Annotated in this window: 25 protein-coding genes and 1 pseudogene; 17 read left to right on the forward strand and 9 right to left on the reverse strand. The window is 64.9% G+C overall.

Annotation, left to right across the window (positions count from 1 at the left end; all coding sequences use genetic code 11):
* Positions 1–31 precede the first annotated feature (31 nt).
* From Q7L65_RS23705 to Q7L65_RS23725, 5 genes are all read right to left on the reverse strand, one after another.
* On the reverse strand, positions 32–967 hold the full coding sequence (locus Q7L65_RS23705) for a DNA adenine methylase (protein ID WP_304725134.1): 936 nt from the start codon (positions 965–967) through the stop codon (positions 32–34).
* A 1-nt stretch (position 968) separates the two neighbouring features.
* A complete protein-coding gene (locus Q7L65_RS23710) occupies positions 969–2,339 on the reverse strand; it encodes a hypothetical protein (protein WP_304725136.1) in 1,371 nt (456 codons plus the stop codon).
* Between the two features lie 254 nt (positions 2,340–2,593).
* Positions 2,594–3,046: a hypothetical protein gene (locus Q7L65_RS23715; protein WP_304725138.1), complete on the reverse strand. Its 453-nt coding sequence runs from the start codon at positions 3,044–3,046 to the stop codon at positions 2,594–2,596.
* Between the two features lie 218 nt (positions 3,047–3,264).
* Positions 3,265–3,525 (reverse strand): hypothetical protein, encoded by a 261-nt coding sequence (locus tag Q7L65_RS23720; RefSeq protein WP_304725140.1) that lies wholly within the window; start codon positions 3,523–3,525, stop codon positions 3,265–3,267.
* Positions 3,526–3,875: 350 nt separating this feature from the next.
* A complete protein-coding gene (locus Q7L65_RS23725; protein ID WP_304725142.1) occupies positions 3,876–5,300 on the reverse strand; it encodes a hypothetical protein in 1,425 nt (474 codons plus the stop codon).
* Between the two features lie 303 nt (positions 5,301–5,603).
* On the opposite strand from Q7L65_RS23725, the gene Q7L65_RS23730 reads away from it, so the two are divergent.
* From Q7L65_RS23730 to Q7L65_RS23755, 6 genes are all read left to right on the forward strand, one after another.
* Positions 5,604–5,873 carry a hypothetical protein gene (locus tag Q7L65_RS23730; RefSeq protein ID WP_304725144.1) on the forward strand — a complete coding sequence of 90 codons (270 nt, stop codon included), beginning with the start codon at positions 5,604–5,606 and terminating at the stop codon, positions 5,871–5,873.
* 38 nt (positions 5,874–5,911) lie between these two features.
* Positions 5,912–6,130, forward strand: a complete 219-nt coding sequence (locus Q7L65_RS23735; protein WP_304725146.1) for a hypothetical protein — start codon at positions 5,912–5,914, stop codon at positions 6,128–6,130.
* 631 nt (positions 6,131–6,761) lie between these two features.
* Entirely contained in the window at positions 6,762–7,814 is a 1,053-nt protein-coding gene (locus tag Q7L65_RS23740; protein WP_304725148.1) for a hypothetical protein, read from the forward strand.
* Positions 7,808–8,227: a hypothetical protein gene (locus Q7L65_RS23745; RefSeq protein ID WP_304725149.1), complete on the forward strand. Its 420-nt coding sequence runs from the start codon at positions 7,808–7,810 to the stop codon at positions 8,225–8,227. Before Q7L65_RS23740 ends, Q7L65_RS23745 begins: the two co-directional genes overlap by 7 nt.
* A gap of 707 nt (positions 8,228–8,934) precedes the next feature.
* Positions 8,935–9,132 (forward strand): hypothetical protein, encoded by a 198-nt coding sequence (locus tag Q7L65_RS23750; protein WP_304725150.1) that lies wholly within the window; start codon positions 8,935–8,937, stop codon positions 9,130–9,132.
* An 84-nt stretch (positions 9,133–9,216) separates the two neighbouring features.
* A complete protein-coding gene (locus tag Q7L65_RS23755) occupies positions 9,217–9,951 on the forward strand; it encodes a hypothetical protein (protein ID WP_304725152.1) in 735 nt (244 codons plus the stop codon).
* Positions 9,952–9,992: 41 nt separating this feature from the next.
* On the opposite strand, the gene Q7L65_RS23760 is transcribed toward Q7L65_RS23755, so the two are convergent.
* From Q7L65_RS23760 to Q7L65_RS23770, 3 genes are all read right to left on the reverse strand, one after another.
* On the reverse strand, positions 9,993–10,766 hold the full coding sequence (locus Q7L65_RS23760) for a hypothetical protein (protein ID WP_304725153.1): 774 nt from the start codon (positions 10,764–10,766) through the stop codon (positions 9,993–9,995).
* 427 nt (positions 10,767–11,193) lie between these two features.
* Positions 11,194–11,952, reverse strand: coding sequence for a hypothetical protein (locus Q7L65_RS23765; protein WP_304725155.1), 759 nt, complete (start codon positions 11,950–11,952; stop codon positions 11,194–11,196).
* A gap of 63 nt (positions 11,953–12,015) precedes the next feature.
* A complete protein-coding gene (locus tag Q7L65_RS23770) occupies positions 12,016–13,407 on the reverse strand; it encodes a hypothetical protein (RefSeq protein WP_304725157.1) in 1,392 nt (463 codons plus the stop codon).
* Between the two features lie 135 nt (positions 13,408–13,542).
* Between Q7L65_RS23770 and Q7L65_RS23775 the strand changes: the two genes are divergently transcribed.
* The 11 genes and pseudogenes from Q7L65_RS23775 to Q7L65_RS23825 form a co-directional block, all read left to right on the forward strand.
* Positions 13,543–13,779, forward strand: coding sequence for a hypothetical protein (locus Q7L65_RS23775; RefSeq protein ID WP_304725159.1), 237 nt, complete (start codon positions 13,543–13,545; stop codon positions 13,777–13,779).
* Positions 13,776–14,081 carry a hypothetical protein gene (locus tag Q7L65_RS23780; RefSeq protein ID WP_304725160.1) on the forward strand — a complete coding sequence of 102 codons (306 nt, stop codon included), beginning with the start codon at positions 13,776–13,778 and terminating at the stop codon, positions 14,079–14,081. The genes Q7L65_RS23775 and Q7L65_RS23780 overlap by 4 nt, the downstream gene beginning before the upstream one ends.
* Positions 14,081–14,305 carry a hypothetical protein gene (locus Q7L65_RS23785; protein ID WP_304725162.1) on the forward strand — a complete coding sequence of 75 codons (225 nt, stop codon included), beginning with the start codon at positions 14,081–14,083 and terminating at the stop codon, positions 14,303–14,305. Before Q7L65_RS23780 ends, Q7L65_RS23785 begins: the two co-directional genes overlap by 1 nt.
* Complete coding sequence (locus tag Q7L65_RS23790) at positions 14,302–14,469, forward strand: hypothetical protein (RefSeq protein WP_304725163.1); 168 nt, start codon at positions 14,302–14,304, stop codon at positions 14,467–14,469. The genes Q7L65_RS23785 and Q7L65_RS23790 overlap by 4 nt, the downstream gene beginning before the upstream one ends.
* Before the next feature lie 291 nt (positions 14,470–14,760).
* Positions 14,761–16,935 (forward strand): type IV secretory system conjugative DNA transfer family protein, encoded by a 2,175-nt coding sequence (locus Q7L65_RS23795; protein ID WP_304725165.1) that lies wholly within the window; start codon positions 14,761–14,763, stop codon positions 16,933–16,935.
* Between the two features lie 412 nt (positions 16,936–17,347).
* Complete coding sequence (locus Q7L65_RS23800) at positions 17,348–18,184, forward strand: replication-relaxation family protein (protein ID WP_304725167.1); 837 nt, start codon at positions 17,348–17,350, stop codon at positions 18,182–18,184.
* Positions 18,181–19,164: a site-specific DNA-methyltransferase gene (locus Q7L65_RS23805; RefSeq protein WP_304725169.1), complete on the forward strand. Its 984-nt coding sequence runs from the start codon at positions 18,181–18,183 to the stop codon at positions 19,162–19,164. Before Q7L65_RS23800 ends, Q7L65_RS23805 begins: the two co-directional genes overlap by 4 nt.
* A 128-nt stretch (positions 19,165–19,292) precedes the next feature.
* Positions 19,293–19,691 (forward strand): hypothetical protein, encoded by a 399-nt coding sequence (locus Q7L65_RS23810; protein WP_304725170.1) that lies wholly within the window; start codon positions 19,293–19,295, stop codon positions 19,689–19,691.
* A gap of 68 nt (positions 19,692–19,759) precedes the next feature.
* Positions 19,760–20,110, forward strand: coding sequence for a helix-turn-helix domain-containing protein (locus tag Q7L65_RS23815; protein ID WP_304725172.1), 351 nt, complete (start codon positions 19,760–19,762; stop codon positions 20,108–20,110).
* On the forward strand, positions 20,107–20,721 hold the full coding sequence (locus Q7L65_RS23820; RefSeq protein WP_304725174.1) for an ImmA/IrrE family metallo-endopeptidase: 615 nt from the start codon (positions 20,107–20,109) through the stop codon (positions 20,719–20,721). The genes Q7L65_RS23815 and Q7L65_RS23820 overlap by 4 nt, the downstream gene beginning before the upstream one ends.
* A pseudogene (locus tag Q7L65_RS23825) lies at positions 20,718–21,737 on the forward strand (recombinase family protein); the annotation flags it as partial. The gene Q7L65_RS23820 and the pseudogene Q7L65_RS23825, both read left to right, overlap by 4 nt.
* Before the next feature lie 630 nt (positions 21,738–22,367).
* On the opposite strand, the gene Q7L65_RS23830 reads toward Q7L65_RS23825, so the two are convergent.
* Positions 22,368–22,784 (reverse strand): putative toxin-antitoxin system toxin component, PIN family, encoded by a 417-nt coding sequence (locus Q7L65_RS23830; protein ID WP_304725364.1) that lies wholly within the window; start codon positions 22,782–22,784, stop codon positions 22,368–22,370.
* Positions 22,785–23,025: the final 241 nt, after the last annotated feature.

Below are 23,025 nucleotides of genomic sequence, written 5' to 3' on the forward strand. Positions count from 1 at the left end.
AGCTCGTGGGTAGATCAAGGAATTCGCTACGTCAGCCAGGTTGACGCGTTGGCAACCCCGTGTCGGAGGGCAATGCGAACCGTAACTGTGCGTCGACATAGCCCGCCGGCACCCCAGCCGGCCTGACCTCTCGCGGTATGTCCATGCCGCTGCTGAAGAACATGACTTCGGAACCGCTGCTGCGGTCAGCGGCGCTGTAGTGGAGGTCGTAGGTGATACAGGCGGCGCCGTCGTACATGGCACGGATTTCAGGCGTCGCGTCGTAGGAGACGACCCAGGGGACTTCGAGAGCGAGGACGAGTGCCGCGACCTCGGCGTGATCGTCGTGCACGTAGTAGTTCTCGTAGAGCCCGCGTCCCTTGACGTAGTACGGCGGGTCGAAGTAGACGAAGGCGTCGGGGACGTGTTGGAGGTCCTGGCGGATGTAGTCAGCGGTATCTCTGCCGGTGACGGTGATGTGGTCCCGGTGCCGAGCGATCTTCTCGATGCGTCGGATGAGGGGATCGACGTTGTAGCGGGCGTCGATCTTCCATCTGCCCGTCTGGTCGAGGCCACCTATCACGCCGCCGCCGATGATGCCCGAACGCGACGTACGGTTGAGGAAGAATGTCGAGAATGCCAAGTCGAGATCTGACACGTCCTGCTGTCGTTGGATGTCCCGTTGTCGCTGCCATTCGGCGACGTCGACGCTGGTGTCGCGGATGCGTCTGCACAGTTCGTCCGGCTGGCCCAGGACGGTCTTCCAGAAGGCGAAGACACTCCGGTTCAAGTCGTTGATGTGGATGTGGCTGGCGTAGCGCTCGAACAACAGCGACAGGGCGACGCTGGCGCCACCGGCGTACGGCTCGACGTACTCGCAGCCGAGGAGATCGTTCTCCAGCATGACAAGCTTGATGTAGCTGGCCACCTTGCCCTTGCCGCCGGGATAGCGCAGCGGCGAAGAGTATCGGCGCTCGGGCGTTGCCATGCTAGGCAGCCTGGGCTGGGTTCACGTCGTCGTCCAAGTGGACCCACAGCTTTCTGAGGAAGGGGGCCACCTCGTCCCATGCGATGAACAGGTCGGCGCTCTTCGGGAAGACGTACGGGTTGTGGACGTAGAGGTTGAACGTCGGCAGTGACACACCGAGGACCGATCGAGGATCGCTTGAAACCGCATGGATGGCCCTTTTCAGGCTCTCGGCGATTTCTCCTCTCGCATGGAGGAAATCGGCGGCAAGACGGAGGCGTCTTGCCAGCTTCTCTTCCCGCATCTCGCGGTCCGTCAGGACTCTCTCTTCCTCCAGGAGCGCGTCGACGCTCAGCTCGATGAAGGTGCGAAAAAGTACCGAACAGGCATTCGGGAAGGGCGCCGCTTCGAGCGTCCGGAGCTCGCGGAAGATCTCAGCGATGCGCGAGTTGGAAATCTCCCACTCGGTTTCCGCCGGAATGACGGTCGTGCGCGGCACCGCGCGGCGCTTCCGCCGTCTCCGTCTTCTCGGCGCCGGCACGTCGACTGGCTCGCGGCCCTCAGTCCAATCTCTCAACGCCACCGGTCTGTCAAGCGTCGGGCTCTCGTCGTCAATCTGGCTGAGGAGGCCATCGACGTACTGGAGCTGGTCAGCTTTGGTGTAGACATTGCCGACGGTGATTCTGCCGAGCTTCAGATCCTCGACGATACGGGTCAGGATTGCGGCGGTCCGCGTGGAGTTGAAGCTGGCGACCACCCGGCCATCACGGACCTCCAGCCCCAGCTTCGTCCGTACCGCGGGCGTTCTCAGCAAGCGCTCGATCGTCGTAATGATGCCGCGGCTCGACTCCAGCGCGGCTGGCGACAGATCGCCGTGGACGGTGACGAAGTCGAGCACCTGGCCAGCGGGGCGGCGCGCGGCGCCGTGCCGGGCCGCGTAGCGATCCTGCTCTGCGGAGTCCCAACCGACGAGTCCAATGCCGCCGTTCTCCCCGAGGTGCCGCAGCATCACCCATCTGTGGGCGTCGTCTTCGTCCTGGAACACAGCGCAGGCGATCTCAGCGATCGGTCTGTCTGCGAACCGCGCGGCGGCCGCAAGCAGCCGTCTTCTCAGGGCTGCTGTCAACTCCGGCGTGACCAGATCAGGCGTCTCGAGTGCCTGCAGCGCGACCACCCGGCGGTTGCCCTCCAGCACCTTGTAGAAGTTCCGGCGGCCGCGGATTGGCACCACAGCTACCAGCGTCGAGGGATCAGTGCCATTGGCGACGATGTGCTCGGCAAGTCTGACCAGCTTGCCCTTCTGCTGCCGGGCCAGCGCCCGAGCAGCCTCCAACTGGTTGGCCGGCTCATCCGGCAGCCGGGCGTTTCTCAGATCGAGCAGCAAACTGCTCACCGGCAGAGTCTGGATTTTCGCTTGGGGCATCTGATGAATAGGGTCGTTTCCGCAGCGCTACCCTACCTAGATCGGCCGCCTGCCGGCGAAGTTGAGCTTCACCGCTCTACTCGCGGGCGTATAAGGCTGTTCCTGCCAGGAAACGGCGCACGTCGGCGACGTGCACGAGACACCGCTACCCAGCCGCGACCACCGCTGGGCACGACCGGAGGATACGGCTAGCGTGTGCGGCGCATGTCCGCCGACCAGAGGGGTTAGCGCTTGCGCATGACCGGTTTCGCGAGGTCGATCACAAGGACTTCGCCGTCCAGATCGATGCCAACGTCACGGGCGCGGAATCGCTGCGTCCGGTACTCACCGCTGATCTTCATCGGGTCGAGGCCGAAATGGTCCAGGAATCCGCCGACTGTGCCGATGACGCCCGCGTTTCCGGCCGGCGTGATTCTGTAGCCGGTCACTGGCTCAACGTCGAGGCGAACGGCGATCGCCCTGCTGGTGCGGCTGTAGAACAGCCGGGCGTAGCGCGCCTTGGCGGACGCCTCATGAGTCATGACAGCCGCATTGAACCGAATCTTCCCGGTGAGACTGCCGCGAGGCGTCACCCGAGGGGTGATCGAGACGATCTCGTCCCGGCCCCGCTGCCGCAAGCCGCGCCGATCACTACGTCGTGACGATTGCGTTTGGTCGGAGCGACGTGCTGTCTTCATGCTCCGTATTATAGAGCTATACTCCCGCAGGGCCAAGCCTAGCGCGGCCGCCATTGGCCGATTTCACCTCGCACTCTCGCCGTCAGCAGCCTGAGCGGCTCAACCCCGATCTGCTCCGCCAGCTTCTCGACGGTCTGGAGTGTCAGGTTGCGCTCGCCGCGCTCCAGCGCTTCCCCAGCGTGGGCCGAATTCGGTGAGAACCTCCGAACACTCTGCCTCTAGGTCGAGAGCGGGACGCGTGGAAGAGGTCGCGCGGTTCTCGCAAGGAGCGTCAAGCTCCCGATAGAGACAGCCAGTGTCACGACAGCTTCAATCACGACGACCGGGTTCAGCATCTCATCAAGCCGGGCGGCAGCCACGAACCAGGACATGGCTTCGGCTGTCGTCCAGATGAACACCGCAGTCAAGCCGAGCAGTCGGATGTACGGATGCCTCGCTCTGCGCACGATGCCTACCACCAGGAGGCTCATGAGCGCCATGAAGAGGAGGTAGTTCGGGATGGCGAGGGAGCGGGAGCCGGGGCTCCATAGCTGTGCCGCTGGCAGAACCGCGCGCCCAGCAGCTACCCCTACCCAGTAGTGCGTGTGGTCGCTGTCGGACGCTGGGCGCGAGGCGTTGTGCCACGGCACAGCACAAGAAGGGTCAAGAAAGCACGGCGGATAACGACGTTGGAAGCTCTGAAAGTCGTCGCAAACAACCCAGCACTTGGCGTACACATCGGTCCGATAAGAATTAAATGCCGACCACGCCAATAGCGTACATATACCTACAACACTGACCGAAATAGCAGTAGCAATGTACTTCACTACTACATTCTACACCCGCCGACTCACGGGTTCCAGCTCCGTGCGCCACGCGGACACTTGCCGGATTGGATGGGCGGATCGTTCATCTTGTCATGAAAATTGATCCACACGTCCTCGTGATTCATCTTGCTGTAGTTGCAGACTATGATCTGCTTCCGGATATTGCGGTCACGCGGGTTGGGATAGTGACGAACCGTGTCGAAAAGCCCATGTTGGATGCTCGCGTGGTTGTACCCGGCAGTTGTTTCGCCTGCCAGAACAACAAACGTATGGCCCCGATCAGCTGCGAGCCACTTCGCGAGCTGAAGCGAAGCGGTTGCGCTGTCGGGACATTTTGCATCAGCGTAGTCCTCGACATCGCCGGGATCGAACAGGAGGATATAGTTGATTTGCGGTATCCACGCCGGACGCTGCTTCAGCAGCGCGAACGGCAGATTGCGAGGCTTGCTCCATGCCGCGACGGTGGTGATGCGAGTATTGCCTACTACACCACTGAAGTTGCCAGGATTTGGACTGCACTTTCCGCGTGTGTCCCAGTCCCGCTGGTTAAAGACTTTGGTCGCTTTGAACGGGACGTTCTTGTTGAGATGACCGCCGTTGTAGTCAATCTTCGTACCGTTGTATGGCGAATAGTAAAGCGACCCACCGTCAATGAGACGCGGGGCGGCGCCCGACGTGCTACCACTCCCTCCACTCGAACCGCCACCCTGGCTGTCCTGCTGGATACCGCCCCCGACCGGGTTGCCGTCGCAGGTATTTTCGCCCGGCGTCGGCTGGTTCGCTACCGCACCGTCGTTGATGTAGTGGGCATTGACCCAGCCCTCGCCGATGTTCGGGCGAGTCAGATTTCGCACGTAGCTCCACCACGTATTTCCGTACGGCCCGACTGCCTCGCCATAGGCGCCGCAGATCAGCTGCACTTGATCGCCGTTGTAGACGCCGACGCCTGGAGCTTGCGCCGTGTCGCCCCAGCTCGGCGAGCGTCGGTAGTAGATGCCGCCGTCCGCGTTGAAGACGGAGAAGACAAGATTCGCGCCGCCCGGGGCGGGGTCAGGAGCTGGTGCGGGGTCTGGTGGTGGAGGAGGCGGTGCAGCGCCACAGTTCGGGATCCCGTACTTGGCGGTCAGCTCGCCTTCGGAGTGGTAGGAGCTGTCGTCCCAATATGAGGCGTAGTAGCCGGTGATGCCGGCCGGCGAGGTTACGTAGAACCAGACGTTGACGTTGCCGATCGTCTGTCCGTATGTGAAGCAGTGGAAGTCCGGACTCGTGCCCTCGCCCATCCAGCCTCGCGCAGGCTGCGAGGTGTCGGGCGTCGGCCGGATCAGGACGCCGTCTATGCCCGTGCCGTGAATGTGAATCGGGGCCGAGATGGCGAGCGCATTGGTGCTCGATCCGAGCGCGACCAGACCAACGACTATGGCGGCCAGCAGAGCACGGGAATAGCCCATCGTATCCTCGCCTTCTTCCGGGGGATTCGTGGCCGTGGGGCCATTCCTTGTATTTGCCCAAGATATCGAGCTTTGGATACGAGTACAAGGACGTTTCTCAAGGCTCCGACCGGAATCGGCCCCTCGGGCCTTGACGCCAGCGGTACGTTCCTCCTCCTCAAAAAGCGGCCCCGGCGACGAGGTTCAGTCGTCACCGGGGCCCGGCACAGGAGGTTCAGGCTCCCATGCAGTTCCAGCGTATCCCGCGTCGACTGCCCCTGCGCGATGTCTAGGGCACACTCGCGGCACCATCAAGCGATCGCAGTGCCGACGCCCGAGGACGACGGCCAGGTGCAGGCGCTGCTGCTGGCCGTGCTGCTCGACCGCTACCCGGCTCCGTCGACCACGGAGGAGTTGGTCCTCGAGTTCGCGGACGACCCGGACGACTTCGGCCAGCGCGATGAGGTCATGCGGGCGGTGCGCGATCTGGCGAAAGCCGGGCTGCTGCACCGCTATCCGACCGTTCACGGACACCGCGTGTTCGTGTTCCCGACCCGGGCCGCAATGTACTACGCCGAGTTGCCGGCGATATGAAGGGGCGACCCGGACAGCGGCCGCTGCATACGACAACGGTGCGCTTTGACGACGAACTGTGGAATCGAATCTGCCTCTATGCCGATGTGCTGGGCGTTGCTAATGCGGCGCTGATTCGCGCGGCGGTGCGCGAATACCTCACTCGCATAGAGGCCGACCGCCAACTTGGCTGGTCGCTGCGAGAACAGGTTGCGAAGCTCCTGGTACGGGTGAGGCGCATCGAGAAGGCCGTCTATGGCGACGGTGGGGCAACGTGATGGTCTCCAATTCGGCAGATTGTTCTGCGGCGTTCGTAGGGTTGCTGTTTGACTCAGCATCCGAAACAGTCGTAGCGTGTTCGACCGCACCCGCGCGGGCCATCCCCCAGCCCGCAGCGGCAGGGGCGGGGCAGGAGCTGGCATCGCAGGCGTCTGGCTCGCGTACGCGCAGTAGACCCCCCTCAAGCGCTGCGCTTATCGCCGACGCAGACACCGATTCGGTTGCTGTCCGCCCCGGTGCCATCCCCTCGAACCCAACGGTCAGGTCAGCTGCGGACGATCTGCGACACCCGCTGGTGGCTCATGCCGAAGATGCGCGCGATGGCTTTCATGGGGAGGCCATCGCGGTACGCCTGTCGGATGGCCTCATCTCGCTCCAACCGGAGCGTTTCTCCGGCCTGCGCCAGCTCTTCCTCGCGCCGAGCGTAGCCCTCGGCGAATGCCGTCAGACGGTCGCTGGCTTCTGGCGCTCTGCGTTGGGGTCGGACGATCTAAGGCATCGTGCGCAGTATTCCTGCTAGTCGGTTAGCATGAATGTCAGTCCCCTATATCTCGGGGCAGACGCGGCCGGCGCTCCGTGTTGGCGCTTCGGTCGTGTTTGCCTGCCCTCTTCCTCCAAAGGAGCCGCCCCGTGCCCCTGGCCGCCCGCCGCTGGCTGTCTGCCGTTGCCGTCATGTTGCTGGTGCTCGCCGGCGGAAGTGCTTCGGCCGCCGCGATCGACACCACGCCGCCGACCATCGAGATGGTGTTTCCGAAAAACGGCCAGCATGTCGAGCAGTACTCCGAGCTGAAGCCGGAAGTCAGGTGCGAGGACGAACCGGGCGGCTCAGGGGTAGCGAGATGCGGCAGACCAACCGGTCTGGATACCGTCAGACTCGGCGAGCACAGCTACCTGGTGCTGGCCGCCGATGTCGCGGGCAACGAGACAGAGGCGCGGTTCTCCTACTTCGTGGATGCGCCGGACGAAACGCCGGGGCACCTTTCAGACCTGAGACCGGTGGTGCAGAACGGCATCGTGAGATTGTGGTTTCGCCTCGATCACAAGTCCGACGTGCAGGTCTCAACGTTCCAGATTCGCGGCGGCGTACTGCGCGGTAGACGCTGCGTCAAGCCGGGCAGAACGTCTGCGAGAGGCAGACGCTGCGATCTCCAACTCGGCCCGCCCGCCTACGAGTGGGCACTTCCAGCGCGTAAGGGCTTCGTCTGGTTCCCCGGACGGTTCGAGCCGGGGCGCTACCGGTTGACGTTGGAGGTGATCCTGAACTGGCACGGCGCCTGGTCGAGAACAAGAGCCGAAATCGGGTCACGAGCAAGCGTTGATATCCGGGTACCGCCGTCTGCCAAGTCCCCGAGAGCGAAGACAGCCGCCGCGCCGGTCTGCCGCATTTGGCCCGGAACGCCAAGAGCTGCCGAATCGGTGGACTTCCCCGGTCGGCGGGCCACGGTGCTGTGGGGCGACTTTCGTTGTCGCAGAGCGGTGAGACTCGCCTGGATGGTCAGCGGCCATGTCCTCGCGCAGCGAATCGTCTACTTCCCCGACTTCACCTACCGCGTCGCGATCGAGGACACCTGCACGCGTCGACGGCACCCACAGCGGAAGGTCTGGACATCCATGGCGCTGCTCGGGCCGCATGACCGCGTGCTGGTCAGAGGCGAATCGAGAAAGGTGCTCCCGCCATGCTGAAGCTGCGGCATGCCGCCGCCTTGAGTGCCGTGATCGGCGGCTTGACCGTGCCCTTGAGCGGCAGCGCTGTTGCCGCCGCACCGTGTTCGCTGTCTCCGCAGACGCCGAGTTACGTTTTCGGCGACGCCTGGCATCGGGGGATCAAGATGACCGGGACGTTCCACTGCAACCGCTCGGTGCGCGGCAGATGGGACCTGTCCCTCATGATGAGAACGATCAACGCCGGCGAAGTAGTGCAGGAGCGGGTCAAGCGCTTTCAGCCCGGCAAGACGTATCACGCCTACGCGATGGTGGCGTGCGTGCGACGCACGATCGGGTGGGAGCCGGTGCTCACGCGGATGCGGCTGCTTGACGATCGCGGACGCGTTGTCGCCCGGGTGGATTCGAGCCGATTGGAGCTGGCGCCATGCTGAGGCGAGCGGTTGTCGCGATGCTGGCGGCCGGGATAACGGCAGCCGTGACACCACAGGTAGCCGCTTCTGCTGCCGCACCGTGCCGCGTGCACGCGAGCACGCCGCGCTTCCAACCGGGCGACCGTTGGCATCGGGGCATTTGGCTGGCGGGGTCGTTCCGGTGCAGTCAGCCGGTGCGGGCGCAGTGGCACATCAGCATCGGAATAGAGGGGTCGAGAACACCTGGCGGTGGCACAATAGCGCCCAAGGTCAAGGTGTTCGAGGCGGGTGTCGTGCATCGGGTCAGAGAACTGCAAGGCTGCATCCTGAGATACATCCACATGTTCAGATACAGCGAGTCGGATCGCATCTTCACTCGCTTGCAGTTGCTCGATCGGCGGAACCGGGTGCTGGCCGAGGGACGGTCACGGATGGTGCTGGCGCCGTGCTGAGAGTCCTAGAGGAGACAGCCGTTCTGACTCCCACAGCTACCCAATGAGACCGGGAGCCGACCGCTGCGTCATGGTCGCTCTTCGGCACCCGGTATGCCGAGTTCGGGCTTAGATTTCTCTGGTCTTGCCATATCCCAGAGTACGACGATCTTCGCGAAATGAAGTCAAGCTGCACCCCTGCGCACGAGGCCCCATCCTTAGCTAGTGCCGCAACCCCGCTTGAGCTGCTCTCGCCACATCCTCGAGCGGTCCGGTTCCGGAGGTACGCTGCCTCAGATGAGCGAAGATGCGGTCTATTGCTGCGAGGCGTGCGGGGAGCCGGTCAACCCCGAGGACGCGGATGTCGTCACCGCGTTTAAGCAGGTCAACTCGACCACGTTCGGTGGCGGCGTCGAGTACCAAGACGGCTTGGCGGTGCTGTTTCACGAGCACCATTTTCCGTCTGGCACGCGCCGCTACCGGATCGACCGCTGACGCCGGCTGGCAGATCTCTGGCGCCGGCAGTAACGTGCGAGCGATCCGCCGCGACCGTCCTAGTCGTGCGCGAGACTGAGCGTTGTGGAAGCTCAAGCTGCTTTTCGGAAGACGCTTGACGAAGCCGCGGACGACAAGCGGTCACGTGCAGCGCGTGAGAACGTCTGCCGCCAGCTGGCTTTGGTCTTCCGTGAGGCAGGCCACCAGCTCTGGGTGTACGGCCATCTCATCGGTGGCGATCGGGTAGCCGGTGACTCGCCGTTCGACTTCGGCAGTGACGGCTTGGTGGGCCTGTCCACGGTCACGCAGATCGGAGGCGAACTGCTGAGTGGAGCGAACGCGCTGCTCGACCAGGACAACTCCTACGGCGCAGCCGCCCTCATCCGCCAGATGGTCGAGGTCGAATACCTGGCGTGGGCCTTTGCCGAGGATCCCGACGAGGCTACGACATGGCTTCGGTCGCAACGTGACGAACGTCTGAAGATGTGGCAGCCCCGGCACCTGCGCGAGCGTTCGCAGGGCCGTTTTCGCGGCTCCGACTACCGCCACCACTGCGAGTTCGGCGGGCATCCAACGCCCACCGGCATGGTGCTACTGCCGTGCCACGCCCGTGGGCCAGCAGTCGAACGGTACGAGATCGCGCTGCACGGCACGAGCGCCTGGGAATACGTCTCCGTCGCAGCCGAACGGTTCGGCTACGGCGAGCAGGTTCGCTCCGTCGCTGAGGCGACGGGCCTTACGGAGGCCATCGGGGCGTGGCGGGAAGATGACCGTCTGTGGCACATCCGCAAGCCGGACACGGAGCGCTTCGACCGTTAGGCGGCGACGCTGCCGGACATCCCAAGTTGCCGTCCGGCGTCTCAAGCGGTCGATGCGAGGCGCATCACCGCCACGGGGTAGTAGTCCCCGGGCAGCGAGCCGTGGATCTGCATGACATCCCAATCGCGGCTCTCTGCCGGCGCCAGGTGCATCCGAATCAGTGGCGGCTGCTTCGTGATGGTGATCAACCGCTCGCCTCGCCAGTCTTCGGACCTTTCGTAGTACCGGACCACGGATCCTTCGAGGTAGTCGGGCCGGCACCGTTCCAAATGCAGCTCGACCTTGAACAGAAACCCATCCTCGGTGATCACCCGAAACGGCTCGCTTCCGATCACGTGCTCCTTGATCTCGTCTCTTGGGGTCGGGTCATTCATGTAGATCGGCTGGTCCAGGTCGAAACCCAGCTCACGCAGCCGAGCAGCCCGCTCGCTCGGGATCACCATATCTGGCACCCACTCGTAGTAGCGCTGAGCAAATCGCCGAGCCGACAGTCGCAAGAGCCGCGAAAAGGCTATGACCGCCTCATCGAGATCAAACTCATCCCCCATCCAGTCAAAGACGACTTCAGGCAGAGTCTTTCCAAGGGCCGCCGTCACGGCCGCTTCATCGCCTTGCTCGATCGAGCGACGGATTCGCTTGCGTTGCTGGTAGTACCGCCCGTGGGCCGTGGCCGTGGACAGCCGCATCTGTGCGGCCACCTGTGGGAGAGCCTCGCGAAGTGGCTTCCCGCCGCGGGCTTCGGCTTGGACGCGCTGAAAGACGCTGGCGGCGTTGTCAGCTTGCGGTGATCGCTCCGGCGCTACTGCGTTCTTCACCAAGACTATTATCGACAACCATCGAATTGAGTCAAGTGTGCCCCTGGCGCCACACGGCGGTACCGGCTCCAGCAAACGGCTCCATGACTATGCCTGTCGGCGTTTCGGCGGACGGTCACGCCAGCGCAGGTAGAGCGACAGCATCTCGTCGCCCCACGCCGGGAGGTTGCGCCAGACGTAGACGACGGCCCACGCAACCCCTCCTGTAGCGACTGCCGACACAACGGAATCCATGGACAAAGCGTACGGATATGTCCCGCGCGATCTCTACCCTTGAGGGCCAGCATTTCGCATGGATTCCGCATCGAATCGGCTGCAAATCGCATAGATTTCGCATGCCAGAACTTCCGCTGGCACGGGGAGCCGTCGATCAGGGAATCCACGAATGGCGGCGTCTGCCCGCCGCGTCGTCGTTGGCCCCAGCCTCCTAGGCCGGCTGGGCTTCGGCCGCCTCACGTATCTGCTGGATGAGGGCGACTTTGTCCTCATGGAGATAGCTCGCACCGAGTAGCGACGCTATTCCTGCGGCTTCGGCTTCCGCCTGCGTCGGGACCAGCAGCTCACCGAGGTCAACGAGTGCGAGGCGCGCAGCGTTGAGGCTCTTGCCGTCCTCGAACTCATGGCTGCTTCTTCGCCACGCCCACCAACGGCGGACGAGGTCACGACCCTCGATGTGCTGGGTTCCGCCACCAACCTGGACATCCGCTCGCATCTTGGCGATGCGCAGCGGACGCTCGCGCTGCTGCTGCCGGAGCAAACGATGCCAGGCGCCATTGTCAGGCTCTGCCTCCCCGACGACGTTGTCCGCCTCCCGAAGCTGTTCGTGAGTGTCCAACAGCCAGTGCCATTCGATGTCGTCATACGGGAGGGCATCGTGGTAGCGGCGGATGAGGCCTCTTACGTTTGCAGCAACTGCGTCGCGACGACCAGCCGGGATCTCAGCGCCATACTCAGTTTCCTCCACCGTAGATTCAAGGTAGATCGCTTGGCCGAGCGCTCGGCGATCGTTGTCGTTCCAGTACGGCTGCTTCCTGACCGGGGGCGCGTTCAGCAGGTGCTCAGCCATCGACAGCGCGACGCCGCCCAAAATTCTGCTGTCGCCGTGAAGCGGCGCCGCCGGCATCAGCCGACGGCCCGGCGCTTCTCGTAGCGCCGCAACCCGTTCCATATCGAGCGGTTCGCTCATACCTACTCCTAATTACAGTGCTATTATCTCACATCCTTAACATTTGCGCAAGCGCCGCTTCGCTCATACGTCACAGCCTGGCTTTCTTATGACTGCGTCCGCCCAGTCTCCGGCCTCCGCCGCCGTTTGATCGGAACGAGCGTGGGCTATGTTGCGAATTCGTACGTCGCAGCCATCGAAGTCGTCTCTTGTGACAGTGTCAAAGATGATGTACTGCGTCCCAGCCCGCTCATAGTTACCGATGTCGAAGCCGCCGGCAAACAGCGGATCGTTTTTCATCGGACGATCATTCTGTGCGTCAATGAGACGGACGCTACCCGGCACAAGTCTCAGATGTGGCGGCATCACGTCACGGACGACGACGCTCATCAGAGGCACATTGCTGACATTCTTGGTGGCGAGCCGCCATTGGATGTCCGCGCCCGTCTGCACCTCGATCTCTTTACTCCATTCGGTCTCACCGCGCAGCTTGACTTGGGCAACGAGCTGCAAGCGAGCGGTGTCGCTCGTGAAGCCGTGCTCTTCGGCGGCGGCAGTCGTGCTGGAGATTCTCGTAGCCCCAACCGCCGTGGCGACATCTCTGCCATGTTTGTCCGATCCGCCTCCGCTCAGGATCACGGCGAGGGCAACCGCAGCAATAGCAGCGACGACCCCAAGTCCGATCGCGTATCGGCTCCAGCGGCGCGGCGCTGCTGGGCTGGCGTCGTCCGAGGCGGCTTCTTGAGCACCCCCGGCAGTCGATGGTTCCGGCCCGACCTCGTCGGCATTAGCAACTGGAATCAGAGGGGGCTCCGCACGAGCAGGCTCGTCGTCCTCGCCACCTGCCTGCTCTTGCCCTTGCGCTTCGCCAGTGGTTGGCTCGGCGACCATCTCGTCGGCGAGGGGCTGCCCTATGTCTGCAACCGCTGGCTCAGACTGCGCCGTCCGCCACCGTCGCTCCGGACGCTCGAACTTTCCGGAGTAGGAGAACTGCTTTTCTGTGGCGAGGTCGAGCAGAGCGTCTGCAAGCCGCTCCCTGGCTACGTCGATCAAGAGGGGAGGCTTGCCGTCCTCAGGCGGGGGTTGGATGTCGAACTTCGCGTATCTGAGCGAGTCGCCACTCGCGTATGGACGGGTTCCGCCTCTCTGGCGCAGCAGTCTCGCTGCATCATCTCGCCGGCCATTGAGATTGACCTTGGGCGGGTTCTCATAAGGATCTACGACAGGGATGCCGTAAAGCGCCAAGATGCCGCCGGCCGACAGCTGTCTGTCATCGCGAGCACCGTCTGCGGCGAGCACCAACGCATTGACAAGCGATTCCCACAGAGGTTCCTTGGGCTTGTCGGTAAGGGCGAGAGCCAGCTCCGCGAGCGCGGGATCCCGGCCAGGTTTGATGTCCTTGGGAATCCCGTGCTCGTACAGATCGGCCAAGTCTGTAGCGAGGCGGGTTCGGAGGTCGTCTGCACTTGGGTTCATTGGCGAAAAATCCCAGGTTTCCAGCGGATTTGAAAGGAGTTCTCCGGAAGACTCCCGCGGCATTCTTTGCCCTAGCCGCTTTCTGGTGGAAGCTGAGGCTACCGGTCCAGATTCCCGCCTACCAAGGAGGAACCGGTGCCCTCAGCAAGCCAACCGGCTCGATACGAATCTCGCGGAGAAGCCGCCGTCGGCATCCCGCTCCTGGACAACCTCGCGCACTGCGGTGCGATCAGCCGGTTCCAGGCCGACTGGCTGGCCGAACGCTGGCATGACCTGCCCGACGACTGGGCGAGCCATCCGTTCATGCACACCGTGCGCGACTACTCCCGCGCCTCCATCGACCAGATCCGGCCTCGAAAGGAGCAGCCGTGAACAGCAGAATCGTCCCCTCCACCCGAACCATCAACCCGACGCGGGTCGACCGCGCCACCGGCCGCGTCCTCGGTCAGATCCGGAGCGAGAAAGCGATCATCGCCGAGAGCGAGATCGCGAAGATCGCGATCACGGAGGCGGTCACCTCTGAGGCCCTGATCGCCTGCTCGAACCTGTCGGCACTCCAGGCGATGCTGTCGGCCCGGGCGCCGCTCGCCGAGGAACGGCTCCGGCACCTGGCCGACGCCGGCACGCTCCAGCTGACCAACATCGTGCTGAGACTCGGCCAGCGGTTCCAGTGATGTTCTTCGCTGGCCTTGTCTGCGGGATGGTCGTGACGTTGTTCATGGTCTGGCTGCTGCCCCGGCTGGATGCTGCTGGCTCGGTCGAACCTGATCCGCGAGAGGATCTGCGCGCCGTTGAGGAGGCGACCATCCGCAAGATGCTCGATGTCGAGCGCGAGGTTCGCAGCGCTCCAGCTGACCTGAGCGCCCTGCAGAACCACACCTGGCGGTGGCAGCCATGACCAAGCCGGTGGTGTTCTTGGTGGCGGCGATCGTCACCCTGTCGGTGTTGGTGTCGGCCGGCCCGCCGCTGGTTGCCATTCTGGATGCGGCGGTGCCGCTGGTCGTCGCAGTCGGGTTGGTGGGGGCGATCGTGCGGCTTGTCTGGCACTACACGAGCCGGTAGTTGGCGGCTGCACAGCGGTGCGGTGCTGTGGAATTAACAAAGTCGTTGACGTGTCTACTTTGTAGACGCATAGTAGGGAGCAGCTTGTCTACTAAGTAGACAGTATCTAACGCTGAGAGGGGGCCATATGGGGAGAAATATTCGCGTGCGCGGAGTACGAAAACGCGAGATTGACGCCGACAAATTGGCGATGGCGTTCCTGCTGCTGGCCAAGGTGTTGCACGAGCAGGAGCAGGCGAAAGCGACAGATTCAGTTGCGAGAGCCGGCGACGGTGACGTGGAGGCCGGGTAATGACTCCGGCGCTGACACTGGCGCTGAGCGGCATGGTGGTAGCCCTCGGCAGCACGATCTGCATTGAGCTGCGAGAACGACATCGGCGGCTTAAGAGCTGGCGAGTAGTGCGGTTGCAGTTCAGCCGGGATGTCTCGGAGGATGCGGCCGTCGCGCTCGTGAGTGCGGTCGCTGGCTTGGCACGCGACATCTCGGTCGTCTTCGAGATTCGGGCGACGCGGGACGGTATCGAGCATCGGTTGGGTTCGGATCAGGCGACGATCGACACGCTCGCCGGTCGACTGCGGGCGGTGCTGCCGAGAGTCCGACTCGACCCGGTCGAGGTTGAAACCGATACACCGTTCCGGCTCGGGCGATCGGTTCACCTGCGGGGCCGAGCGCGAGCGCTGCGACAGGACGAGCTCGCGCAGACGAACACCAACTTGCTGGCGGCGATGCAGCCGCTTCGCGGTCGCGAGGTCCTGCTGCTGCGGTGGCTGGTGGCGTCGAGCCGGGCAACGACGGTCACCCGGGTACGGCACGGCGAATTGGTCGAACCGGAGGAACGCCGGCGCCTTCGGATGAAGAACGACGGTCCCGTCGTGCGAGCGGTCGGAACGGTCGCGGTCGCGGCTGGTCATTCTGAGCGGGCCGCGCATTTGCTGTCGCGGATCACGGCGGTGCTGCGCAGCCGGGCAACTGCCTACGGGCGGTTGTCGACGCCGACTCGCTCGGCAGCGGGAGTCAAGCGGGCGCTGCGGCGGCGGTCGTACTTCTTCATCGGGGAGCGGTACGCGGCCAAGGAGCTGGCGGCCCTGCTGGCTCTCCCCATCGAGGGGCCGGTGTTGCCCGGCGTCAGTTTGGGGACTTCGCCGGTGCTGATGCCGTCGAACCGGCTGCCCCGCAGCGCGCGGGTCTACGGTATCGCGACGTGGCCGGGAGCTGAACGTCCGGTCGCGCAGCCGGTGCTCGGTGCGATGTCGCACAATCTCATTACCGGGCCGACCGGAGTTGGAAAATCAACGTTGCTGACGAGCTTGATGCTCGGCGACATCGAGCACGGCCGCGGCGCGTTGCTCATCGACGGCAAGGGCGACACCGCCAAGGCGGTGTTGGAACGTTTGCCGGAGAACCGCCGCGACGTGATCGTGCTTGACTGCGCGTCGGCCGGGCCGCTGCCAGGGCTGCGGCTGTTCGGCGGCGCCGATCCGCAGTTGGCGGCCGACGTCGTCCTTGGCGTGCTCTCCGATCTGTTCCGGGAGAGCTGGGGCGTGCTGTCCGAGCGCTACTTGCGGGCGGGCTTAGTTGCCGTGGCGCAGGACTCCTCGGCAACGCTCGCCGATGTTGCGTACGTCTTTACGGATGCGGCCTACCGCCGGAAGTTGGTCGGCCGGATGCGCGATCCGCTGACGAGAGCGACGTTCGCCAACTTCGAGGCGATGAGCGCCGGCGAACGACAGCAGCAGTTGGCCGCACCGCTCGGCAAGCTGGGCCAGCTGCTTGGCCGCCCAGTTGTCCGAACGGTGCTTGGGCAGCAGGAACCGCAGTTGGACTTCCGCAGAGTCCTCGCACGCCAGCAGACCGTGATCGTCAGCTTGACGCCGGCTCGTATCGGCGCGCCGGCTGCCCGGCTGGTAGCCGCGCTGCTCGTGTTCGCGTTCTTCCAGGCGGTGCAGTCGCGCATCAGCCTGCCCGAGGCGAAGCGGCGGCCGTACATGGTGTTCTTGGACGAGCCAAGAGCGCTCGGCGATCTGCCGATGCCAGTCGACGCCTTGCTTGAGCAGGCCCGAGGGCTTGGTGTGTCGGTGACGCTCAGCCCGCAGTCGCTGCAGCAGTTGCCGAAGCGGGTTCGCGATGCCGCACTGACGAACGTGGCGACCCGCATCGTTTTTCGCCAGGATGCCGACGACGCGAGACTGCTGGCCCGTGATCTGCGCGGCGTCAGCGCCGAAGAGTTGGGTGACCTGGCAGCGTTCGAGGCCGTCGCCCGCATCGGCATCGGGCCGGGCGACCTCGCGCCGCTGGCGACGATCCGAACGGTGCCGCTCCAACCGGCAACGGCAGATGCAGCCGCTATTCAGGCCGCCTCCGAGCAGCGGTACGGCGAGACGCTTGAGCGCGTCGACGAGGCCCTTGAAGCCCGCCACCGGCCCGCAGCCCAGGCCCCCGTAGGCCGCATCCGGAGGACTCCATGAACCGACCGCTCGCCTGTCCGGTCGTGTCGTCCTGTCCAGCTCCCATTCCCTGCTGCGACCGGCAATCTCACGCTTCCGTGACCACGAAAGTCTGCCGCCAGTTCCCGGCGGCAGTGCCCGGCGCCGCTGTGCCCGCGAAAGACTCCAGGTCTGGTCGGGTGGAGTTCGGCGTGGCGGTCGGGGTCAGTGGCTGGGCTGCTGGTAGCGGCGGTACCTGTGACCGGCCGCGATCGTTCGGCACCGGCGACAGCGGTTTCGGGGTGGCGCACTCCCCGCGTTCGTGTCCGTTCGCGCTGCGCTCGCGGCCCGCTTCAACCCCTCTCGACTGCACTGCTGTGCCCGCGAATGAGAGAGCAGCAGACACGAGATTCAAGCTTTCGTCTTGCCGAGAGGGGGACGGATGAGCCGGCGCGTGACGACGGTCGAACTGCTGCGCCTGGCGGACGAGCTGACGCTAACCGAGCGGGAGGTAGTCGAGACGGTCGCCCGCTTCGGCCTCATGACTCACGCCCAGGTGGCGGCGCTGCTGCCGAACCGGGACGACGCAACGCCGGCTTCCCGCGCTCGGGCTGCGCGGCGGATGCTGGCGAGGCTGACCAAGCACAAGGTGCTGGCCCGGCTGGAGCGACGGGTCGGCGGCGTACGAGCAGGTTCGGCGGGCTACTGCTACTACGCCGGTCCGACCGGACAGCGGCTGCTGGCGTACTGGCAAGGGCGGGGATTGGGGCGCGGCCGATTCCGGCCGGAGCCGGGCCGTCAGTACGTCCGTCACCGGCTGGCGATCGCCGAGCTGTACGTCCAGCTGCACGCCGTCGACGCGGACGGCGGCTTGGAGCTGCTGGCCTTTGACCCGGAACCGGCCTGCTGGCGGCGGCTGGTCGATCGCATGGGAGGTGAGACGATCCTGAAGCCGGATGCGTTCGTGCGGCTCGGCCTCGGTGCCTACGAAGCCCGCTATATGCTCGAGGTCGACTTGGGCAGCGAAAGCCGGACGGTCATCGCGCGCAAGCTGCGGGCCTACCTCGACTACTTCGACAGCGGGGTTGAGCAGGCCGAGCACGGGGTGTTCCCTCTCGTACTGCTGGCAACGACGACCGAAACCCGACGGGCGGCGTTGGTCGAGGCATGCACCCGTCTGCCGGCGGAAGCCTGGGCGCTGTTCGCGGTGACGACGCTCGACCAGGCCGTAGCGGTCATGGGCGGACTGCTGGAAGCCGACGCGATCGATCCGAACGGAGCGCCGTCATGACGCCGCGTAACTGCATCCTGATCGGGGACGCCGCCACGCGGCTGCGAACGCTGCCGGCCGGCTCGATCGACTGCATAGTCACGTCCCCGCCGTACTTCGGACTGCGCGACTACGGCGTCAGCGGACAGCTCGGACAGGAAGCGCATGTCGATGACTGGGTGGCAGGCCTGCTGGCCGTCTGCCGGGAGTTGCGGCGGGTGCTGGCGCCGCATGGCACCTTGTGGCTCAACCTCGGCGACGCCTACTCGACCCACGCCCGTTACGGCGCGGCGCCCAAGTCGCTACTGATGGCTCCGGAACGGGTTGCCCGTGCCCTGATCGCCGACGGCTGGCTGCTGCGCAACAAGGTCGTCTGGAGCAAGCCGAATCCGCTGCCGTCGCCGACGCGCGATCGGCTGACCAACGCCCATGAGTTCGTCTACGCCCTCACCACTCGGCCGAGCTACTTCTATGACCTCGACGCCATCCGCGAACCGCTGCAATCGGTTCGGAAGCCATCGGCCGGTTCGCGAACGCCGCAGACGGCCCTCGGGAAATTGACCGGCGGCCGCGACGGCCTGGTCGCCATGGCCCGCACCGGCCGCTCCGGACATCCGCTCGGCAAGAACCCCTCGGACGTATGGCGGCTGGGATCAGCGTCCTACCGGGGTGCGCACTTCGCGACGTTCCCACCGGCCTTAGTCCGGCGGCCCATCCTGGCGACATGCCCGCCGGCCGTCTGTTCCAAGTGCGGGCAACCGTGGCGGCGCTCTACCCGGGCAGTCGCCTTTCAGGGTGGCCAGCCGCTCAAGCGCCCGTTCGTGCCGTGCGGCTGCGGGGCACCGACCCGGCCGGGAGTGGTGCTCGATCCGTTCTTCGGGACCGGCACTGTCGCCCTCGTGGCCCGCGAACACGGCCGCGACTGGCTCGGCATCGAGTTGAACCCCGACTACGTCCCGCTGGCGGAACGACGGCTCGGCGAGGCGATACGGCGTGCGTAGTCACCCTAAACGAAACGCCGACGCTAACGCCATGCTAAGAGGCATGATTCAGGGCTTCGCAGACGGGATCTTGCGCGGTAGATTTGACACTGTATTACAGGGAGTTAATCAACCGAAAGGGGTAAGACATGTCGAGAGATAGCAAGCCGCTCGGCCAGGTGTACTACGAAGCTGTCGAGGCCTTGACCAGAGACGGCATGAGCCAGGCGGACGCCATCCGCAGCGTCGCCGAACAGCAGGGCAAGAGACCGAACGCCGTCCGCGGCAGCGTCCACGCCTGGCGGCTGCGGCACGTCGATCAGAACGGCACCAGCAACGGAAACCCCCGCCGTCGCAGCCGGTTGAGCGTCGATGACCACATCGGCCGGGCCCGCCAGTCGCTGGAGGAGGCCCGCGACCTCATCCAGCAGGAGGTCGCCGCCGCCAGAAGCGCCGTCGACACGGCGTCGGCCCACTACGAGGAGGTCAGCACGACCGCCGAGCAGCGCCTGACCGACATCGACGCGAAGCTGACGGCATTGGCGTAGTTAAAACAACAGCGTCTACTTAATAGACAAAACGTGAGATAATGGAAGCAGTAAGGAGGACCACATGTATGAGCATGACTGAAGTACAAGCATTGAAACTCGGGGCGTTCGTGTCGCGGTCGCGGCACAAGCAGCACATCACGATCCGCGAGCTGGCCGAGGCGGTGGGCTGCAACGCCAGCTGGATCGGACACCTGGAACGCGGCCGGTACCTCGACCCGTCGCCTGACCGGCTGGCCCGCATCGCCGAAGCGCTCGACATCGAGCCGTCACGCATCGACCGCATCACCAAGGGCAGCGTCGCCGAGGCGCTGCCCGGAATGCGCACCTACTTCCGGGCCAAGTACGACCTGACACCGGGGCAGATCGAACGGGTCGAGGCCTACGTCCGGCGCTTGCAACGAAAGGACGCGGCATGAGCCGGTTAGACGCACCGCTGGCGCTCGTACCGGACAGCGATGTCATTGCAGAGCTGCGCGCCCTGCTGCCAGATCGGCCGATCACCTGGGCAGAAGCGCACTCCGTCGCCGAACGGCAGGCGGCCCGGCTGCTCAAGCTGCTGCACGTCGGCGAACCGGCCGTGCCGCAGTTCGTCATCTCATCCCTGCCCGGCATCGTGGTCGACCGCCGGCGCGACTGGCCGACCTCCGGGATGTCGGTGCGAGCTGCCTCCCACTGGCGGATCGTGCTCAAGTCCAACGAATCCCGGCAGCGGCAGCGCTTCTCGCTCGCGCACGAGTTCACGCACGTCTTGGACGACCCGGCGATAGAGCGGCTGCATGCGAACGTCGCACCGGCCCGGCGACACGACCGCGCCGAGCGTATCTGCAACTACTTCGCCGCCTGCCTGCTGATGCCCCGCGCCTGGGTCAAACACGACTGGGGCACCGGCATCCAGAGCACCCGTGCTCTCGCCTGGCGCTACTACGTCTCGGAGCAAGCGATGACGACGCGGCTCTCCGAACTGGGTCTGTCCGGCAGCCGCACCCCAATCCTGATGCCCAGTCGCGGCCGAGGAGACCGCTCATGAAACGGGCGGTCTTGTACCTCCGCGTGTCGTCGCGCAGCCAGCTGACCGACTACGGCGACGACGGTCTGTCGATCGACGGCCAACGCGAACAGTGCGGTCGCAAGGCGGCCGAGTTGGACGCTGATGTCGTCGGCGAATACATCGAGCGTGCCGAGTCGGCCAAGACCAACGACCGTCCGGCGCTCGGAGAGATGCTGACCCGCATCCGGCAGGAACGCGATGTCGACTACGTGATTCTGTGGAAAGTCGATCGCTTCGCCCGCAATCGCCGCGACGACGCGAACATGCTGTTCGAGATCGAGACGAGCGGTGCCCGGTTGATCAGCGCCACTGAGAACATCGACCAGACGCCCGCCGGCCGCCTTATGCACGGCATGCTGGCCAGCTTCGCCGAGTACTACAGCCGCAACCTCGCGGCGGAGGTGGTCAAGGGCGCAACGCAGAAAGCCAAGCGCGGCGGCACTCCGACGATCGCACCCCTTGGCTACCTGAACGTGATCGAGCGCGTCGACGGCCGCGACATCCGCACCGTCGACGTTGACCCGGAACGGGCCGCCCTCATCCGTTGGGCGTTCGAGACGTATGCCACCGGCTACTACTCGCTGTCCGACCTCATGCAGTTGCTCGAAGCCAGAGGCCTGCGGACACGCGGCAACCGCCGCTACGGCCCGCGTCCGCTGCGCCAAGCTGCTGTCCATCGCTTCCTGACCAACCCGTACTACATGGGCATGGTGACCTACCGGGGCAAGCAGTATCCCGGCCGGCACGAGCCACTGGTCAACCGGACGTTGTTCGACAAGGTGCAAGACGTACTCCACGCCCACAACCGCAGCGGCGAACGTGATCGCGTCCACAGCCACTACCTGAAAGGCAGCCTCTACTGCGGCGAGTGCGGCTGCCGTCTCACGTATTCCCAGAACACCGGCAACGGCGGAACGTACGAGTACTTCCTCTGCTGCGAACGGCAACACAGACGCTGCAGCCAGCGTTTCAAGCGGGCCGATCACGTCGCCGACCTGATCGAGCAGCTCTACGCGAGAACGTACGTCGATGAAAGGGGCCAGGCGCGCGTTCGAGAGGCCGTCCGCACCGAGACGGGACATCTCGCCGCCGCCAGCGAGCGTGAACGGCGCCGCTGTAACAGCGTCCTTGCAGAACTGAGGACCCAAGAGAAGAAGCTGCTGGACGCCCACTACACCGACCGCATCTCTGGCGAGCTTTTCAAGGAGGAGTCGGCTCGCATCGCACGAGAACGGGAGCAGACCGAAGCGATCGCAGCGCGACTGGAAATCGAGTTTGGCGAGGTCGAGCGCACCCTTGACCTTGCACTGATGCTGGTGGGCGATGTCTCTCGGGCTTACCGGCTTGCCCCGCCACATGTCAGGCGGCTGTTGAACCAGGCGATCTTCTCCCGCATCGAGCTGCGAGACCACCAAGACGCCGTTGGACGGATGAAAGAGCCGTTCTCGACCATCCACGACATCGCCACCGCCCGGTCAGAGAGCGGACACGCCGACGAGCCCAAGAACGACGTAGGCCCCGATCCGTGGGGATCGGGGCCTACTGCCCTTGGTTTGATTAGGGCTCAAGTGGTCGGGGAGACAGGATTTGAACCTGCGACCGCCCGGCCCCCCAGCCGGGTGCGCCTAGATCCCCAGCAACTCGCATGCGGCCCGAGCGTTGATCGCCGGCGGCCGCAGCCCGGCATGATCGAGCAGGTCCCGGTCACTCGTGACGATCGCGTCCACGCCCGTCGCGATGGCGAGCGCGACGAGGAAGTCGTCGGTCGGATCGCGCAGCACGCTCGTCGGCGAGACCGGATCCGGCGCGACGACCGCGAGCAATCCGAGCGCATCGAGCAGCTCCACCGCTTCCGACTCCCTCACCCGCGCGCTGAAGTACGGCTTGGAGAGGCCGCGCCGCAACTCCTCGAAGATCAACGGGCAGGCGGCGATCTCGAACGCACCCGCACGCGCTGCCGCAAGCAGCCGTCCGGGCGGGCTCGTCGGTGCGCCGACGAACGCCGAGAGCAGGACGCTGGTGTCGAGGACCAGCCGTCTCAACGGCGCTCCGCGCGCATCTCGCGCACGGCGCGAAGAGCGAGGTCGTCAGCCTCGTCCTCGCTGAGGGCATTGCGACGCTGCACTTCGCCGAGCGTTTCGAAGCCGAGCTCGATCCGCGCCAGCTCTTCGAGCAGCGTGCGGTCGTCCTTGCCGGGCCGACGCGCCCGCAGCTTCGCGAGCAGCTCACTGTCGAAGTCGATCCTCGTCGTCGTGGCCATGAGGGACAGGGTAGTCCAAGCCA

The organism is Conexibacter sp. CPCC 206217 (assembly GCF_030646165.1).
Taxonomy (GTDB): Bacteria; Actinomycetota; Thermoleophilia; order Solirubrobacterales; family Solirubrobacteraceae; genus Conexibacter.

Bases quoted from the DNA above. Each gene is read 5' to 3' on its own strand.
- Q7L65_RS23705 (WP_304725134.1), bottom strand. From the start codon at position 967: ATGGCAACGCCCGAGCGCCGATACTCTTCGCCGCTGCGCTATCCCGGC.
- Q7L65_RS23715 (WP_304725138.1), bottom strand. From the start codon at position 3,046: ATGAAGACAGCACGTCGCTCCGACCAAACGCAATCGTCACGACGTAGT.
- Q7L65_RS23720 (WP_304725140.1), bottom strand. From the start codon at position 3,525: ATGGCGCTCATGAGCCTCCTGGTGGTAGGCATCGTGCGCAGAGCGAGG.
- Q7L65_RS23725 (WP_304725142.1), bottom strand. From the start codon at position 5,300: ATGGGCTATTCCCGTGCTCTGCTGGCCGCCATAGTCGTTGGTCTGGTC.
- Q7L65_RS23745 (WP_304725149.1), top strand. From the start codon at position 7,808: ATGCTGAAGCTGCGGCATGCCGCCGCCTTGAGTGCCGTGATCGGCGGC.
- Q7L65_RS23750 (WP_304725150.1), top strand. From the start codon at position 8,935: ATGAGCGAAGATGCGGTCTATTGCTGCGAGGCGTGCGGGGAGCCGGTC.
- Q7L65_RS23765 (WP_304725155.1), bottom strand. From the start codon at position 11,952: ATGAGCGAACCGCTCGATATGGAACGGGTTGCGGCGCTACGAGAAGCG.
- Q7L65_RS23770 (WP_304725157.1), bottom strand. From the start codon at position 13,407: ATGAACCCAAGTGCAGACGACCTCCGAACCCGCCTCGCTACAGACTTG.
- Q7L65_RS23785 (WP_304725162.1), top strand. From the start codon at position 14,081: ATGTTCTTCGCTGGCCTTGTCTGCGGGATGGTCGTGACGTTGTTCATG.
- Q7L65_RS23790 (WP_304725163.1), top strand. From the start codon at position 14,302: ATGACCAAGCCGGTGGTGTTCTTGGTGGCGGCGATCGTCACCCTGTCG.
- Q7L65_RS23795 (WP_304725165.1), top strand. From the start codon at position 14,761: ATGACTCCGGCGCTGACACTGGCGCTGAGCGGCATGGTGGTAGCCCTC.
- Q7L65_RS23805 (WP_304725169.1), top strand. From the start codon at position 18,181: ATGACGCCGCGTAACTGCATCCTGATCGGGGACGCCGCCACGCGGCTG.
- Q7L65_RS23810 (WP_304725170.1), top strand. From the start codon at position 19,293: ATGTCGAGAGATAGCAAGCCGCTCGGCCAGGTGTACTACGAAGCTGTC.
- Q7L65_RS23815 (WP_304725172.1), top strand. From the start codon at position 19,760: ATGAGCATGACTGAAGTACAAGCATTGAAACTCGGGGCGTTCGTGTCG.
- Q7L65_RS23820 (WP_304725174.1), top strand. From the start codon at position 20,107: ATGAGCCGGTTAGACGCACCGCTGGCGCTCGTACCGGACAGCGATGTC.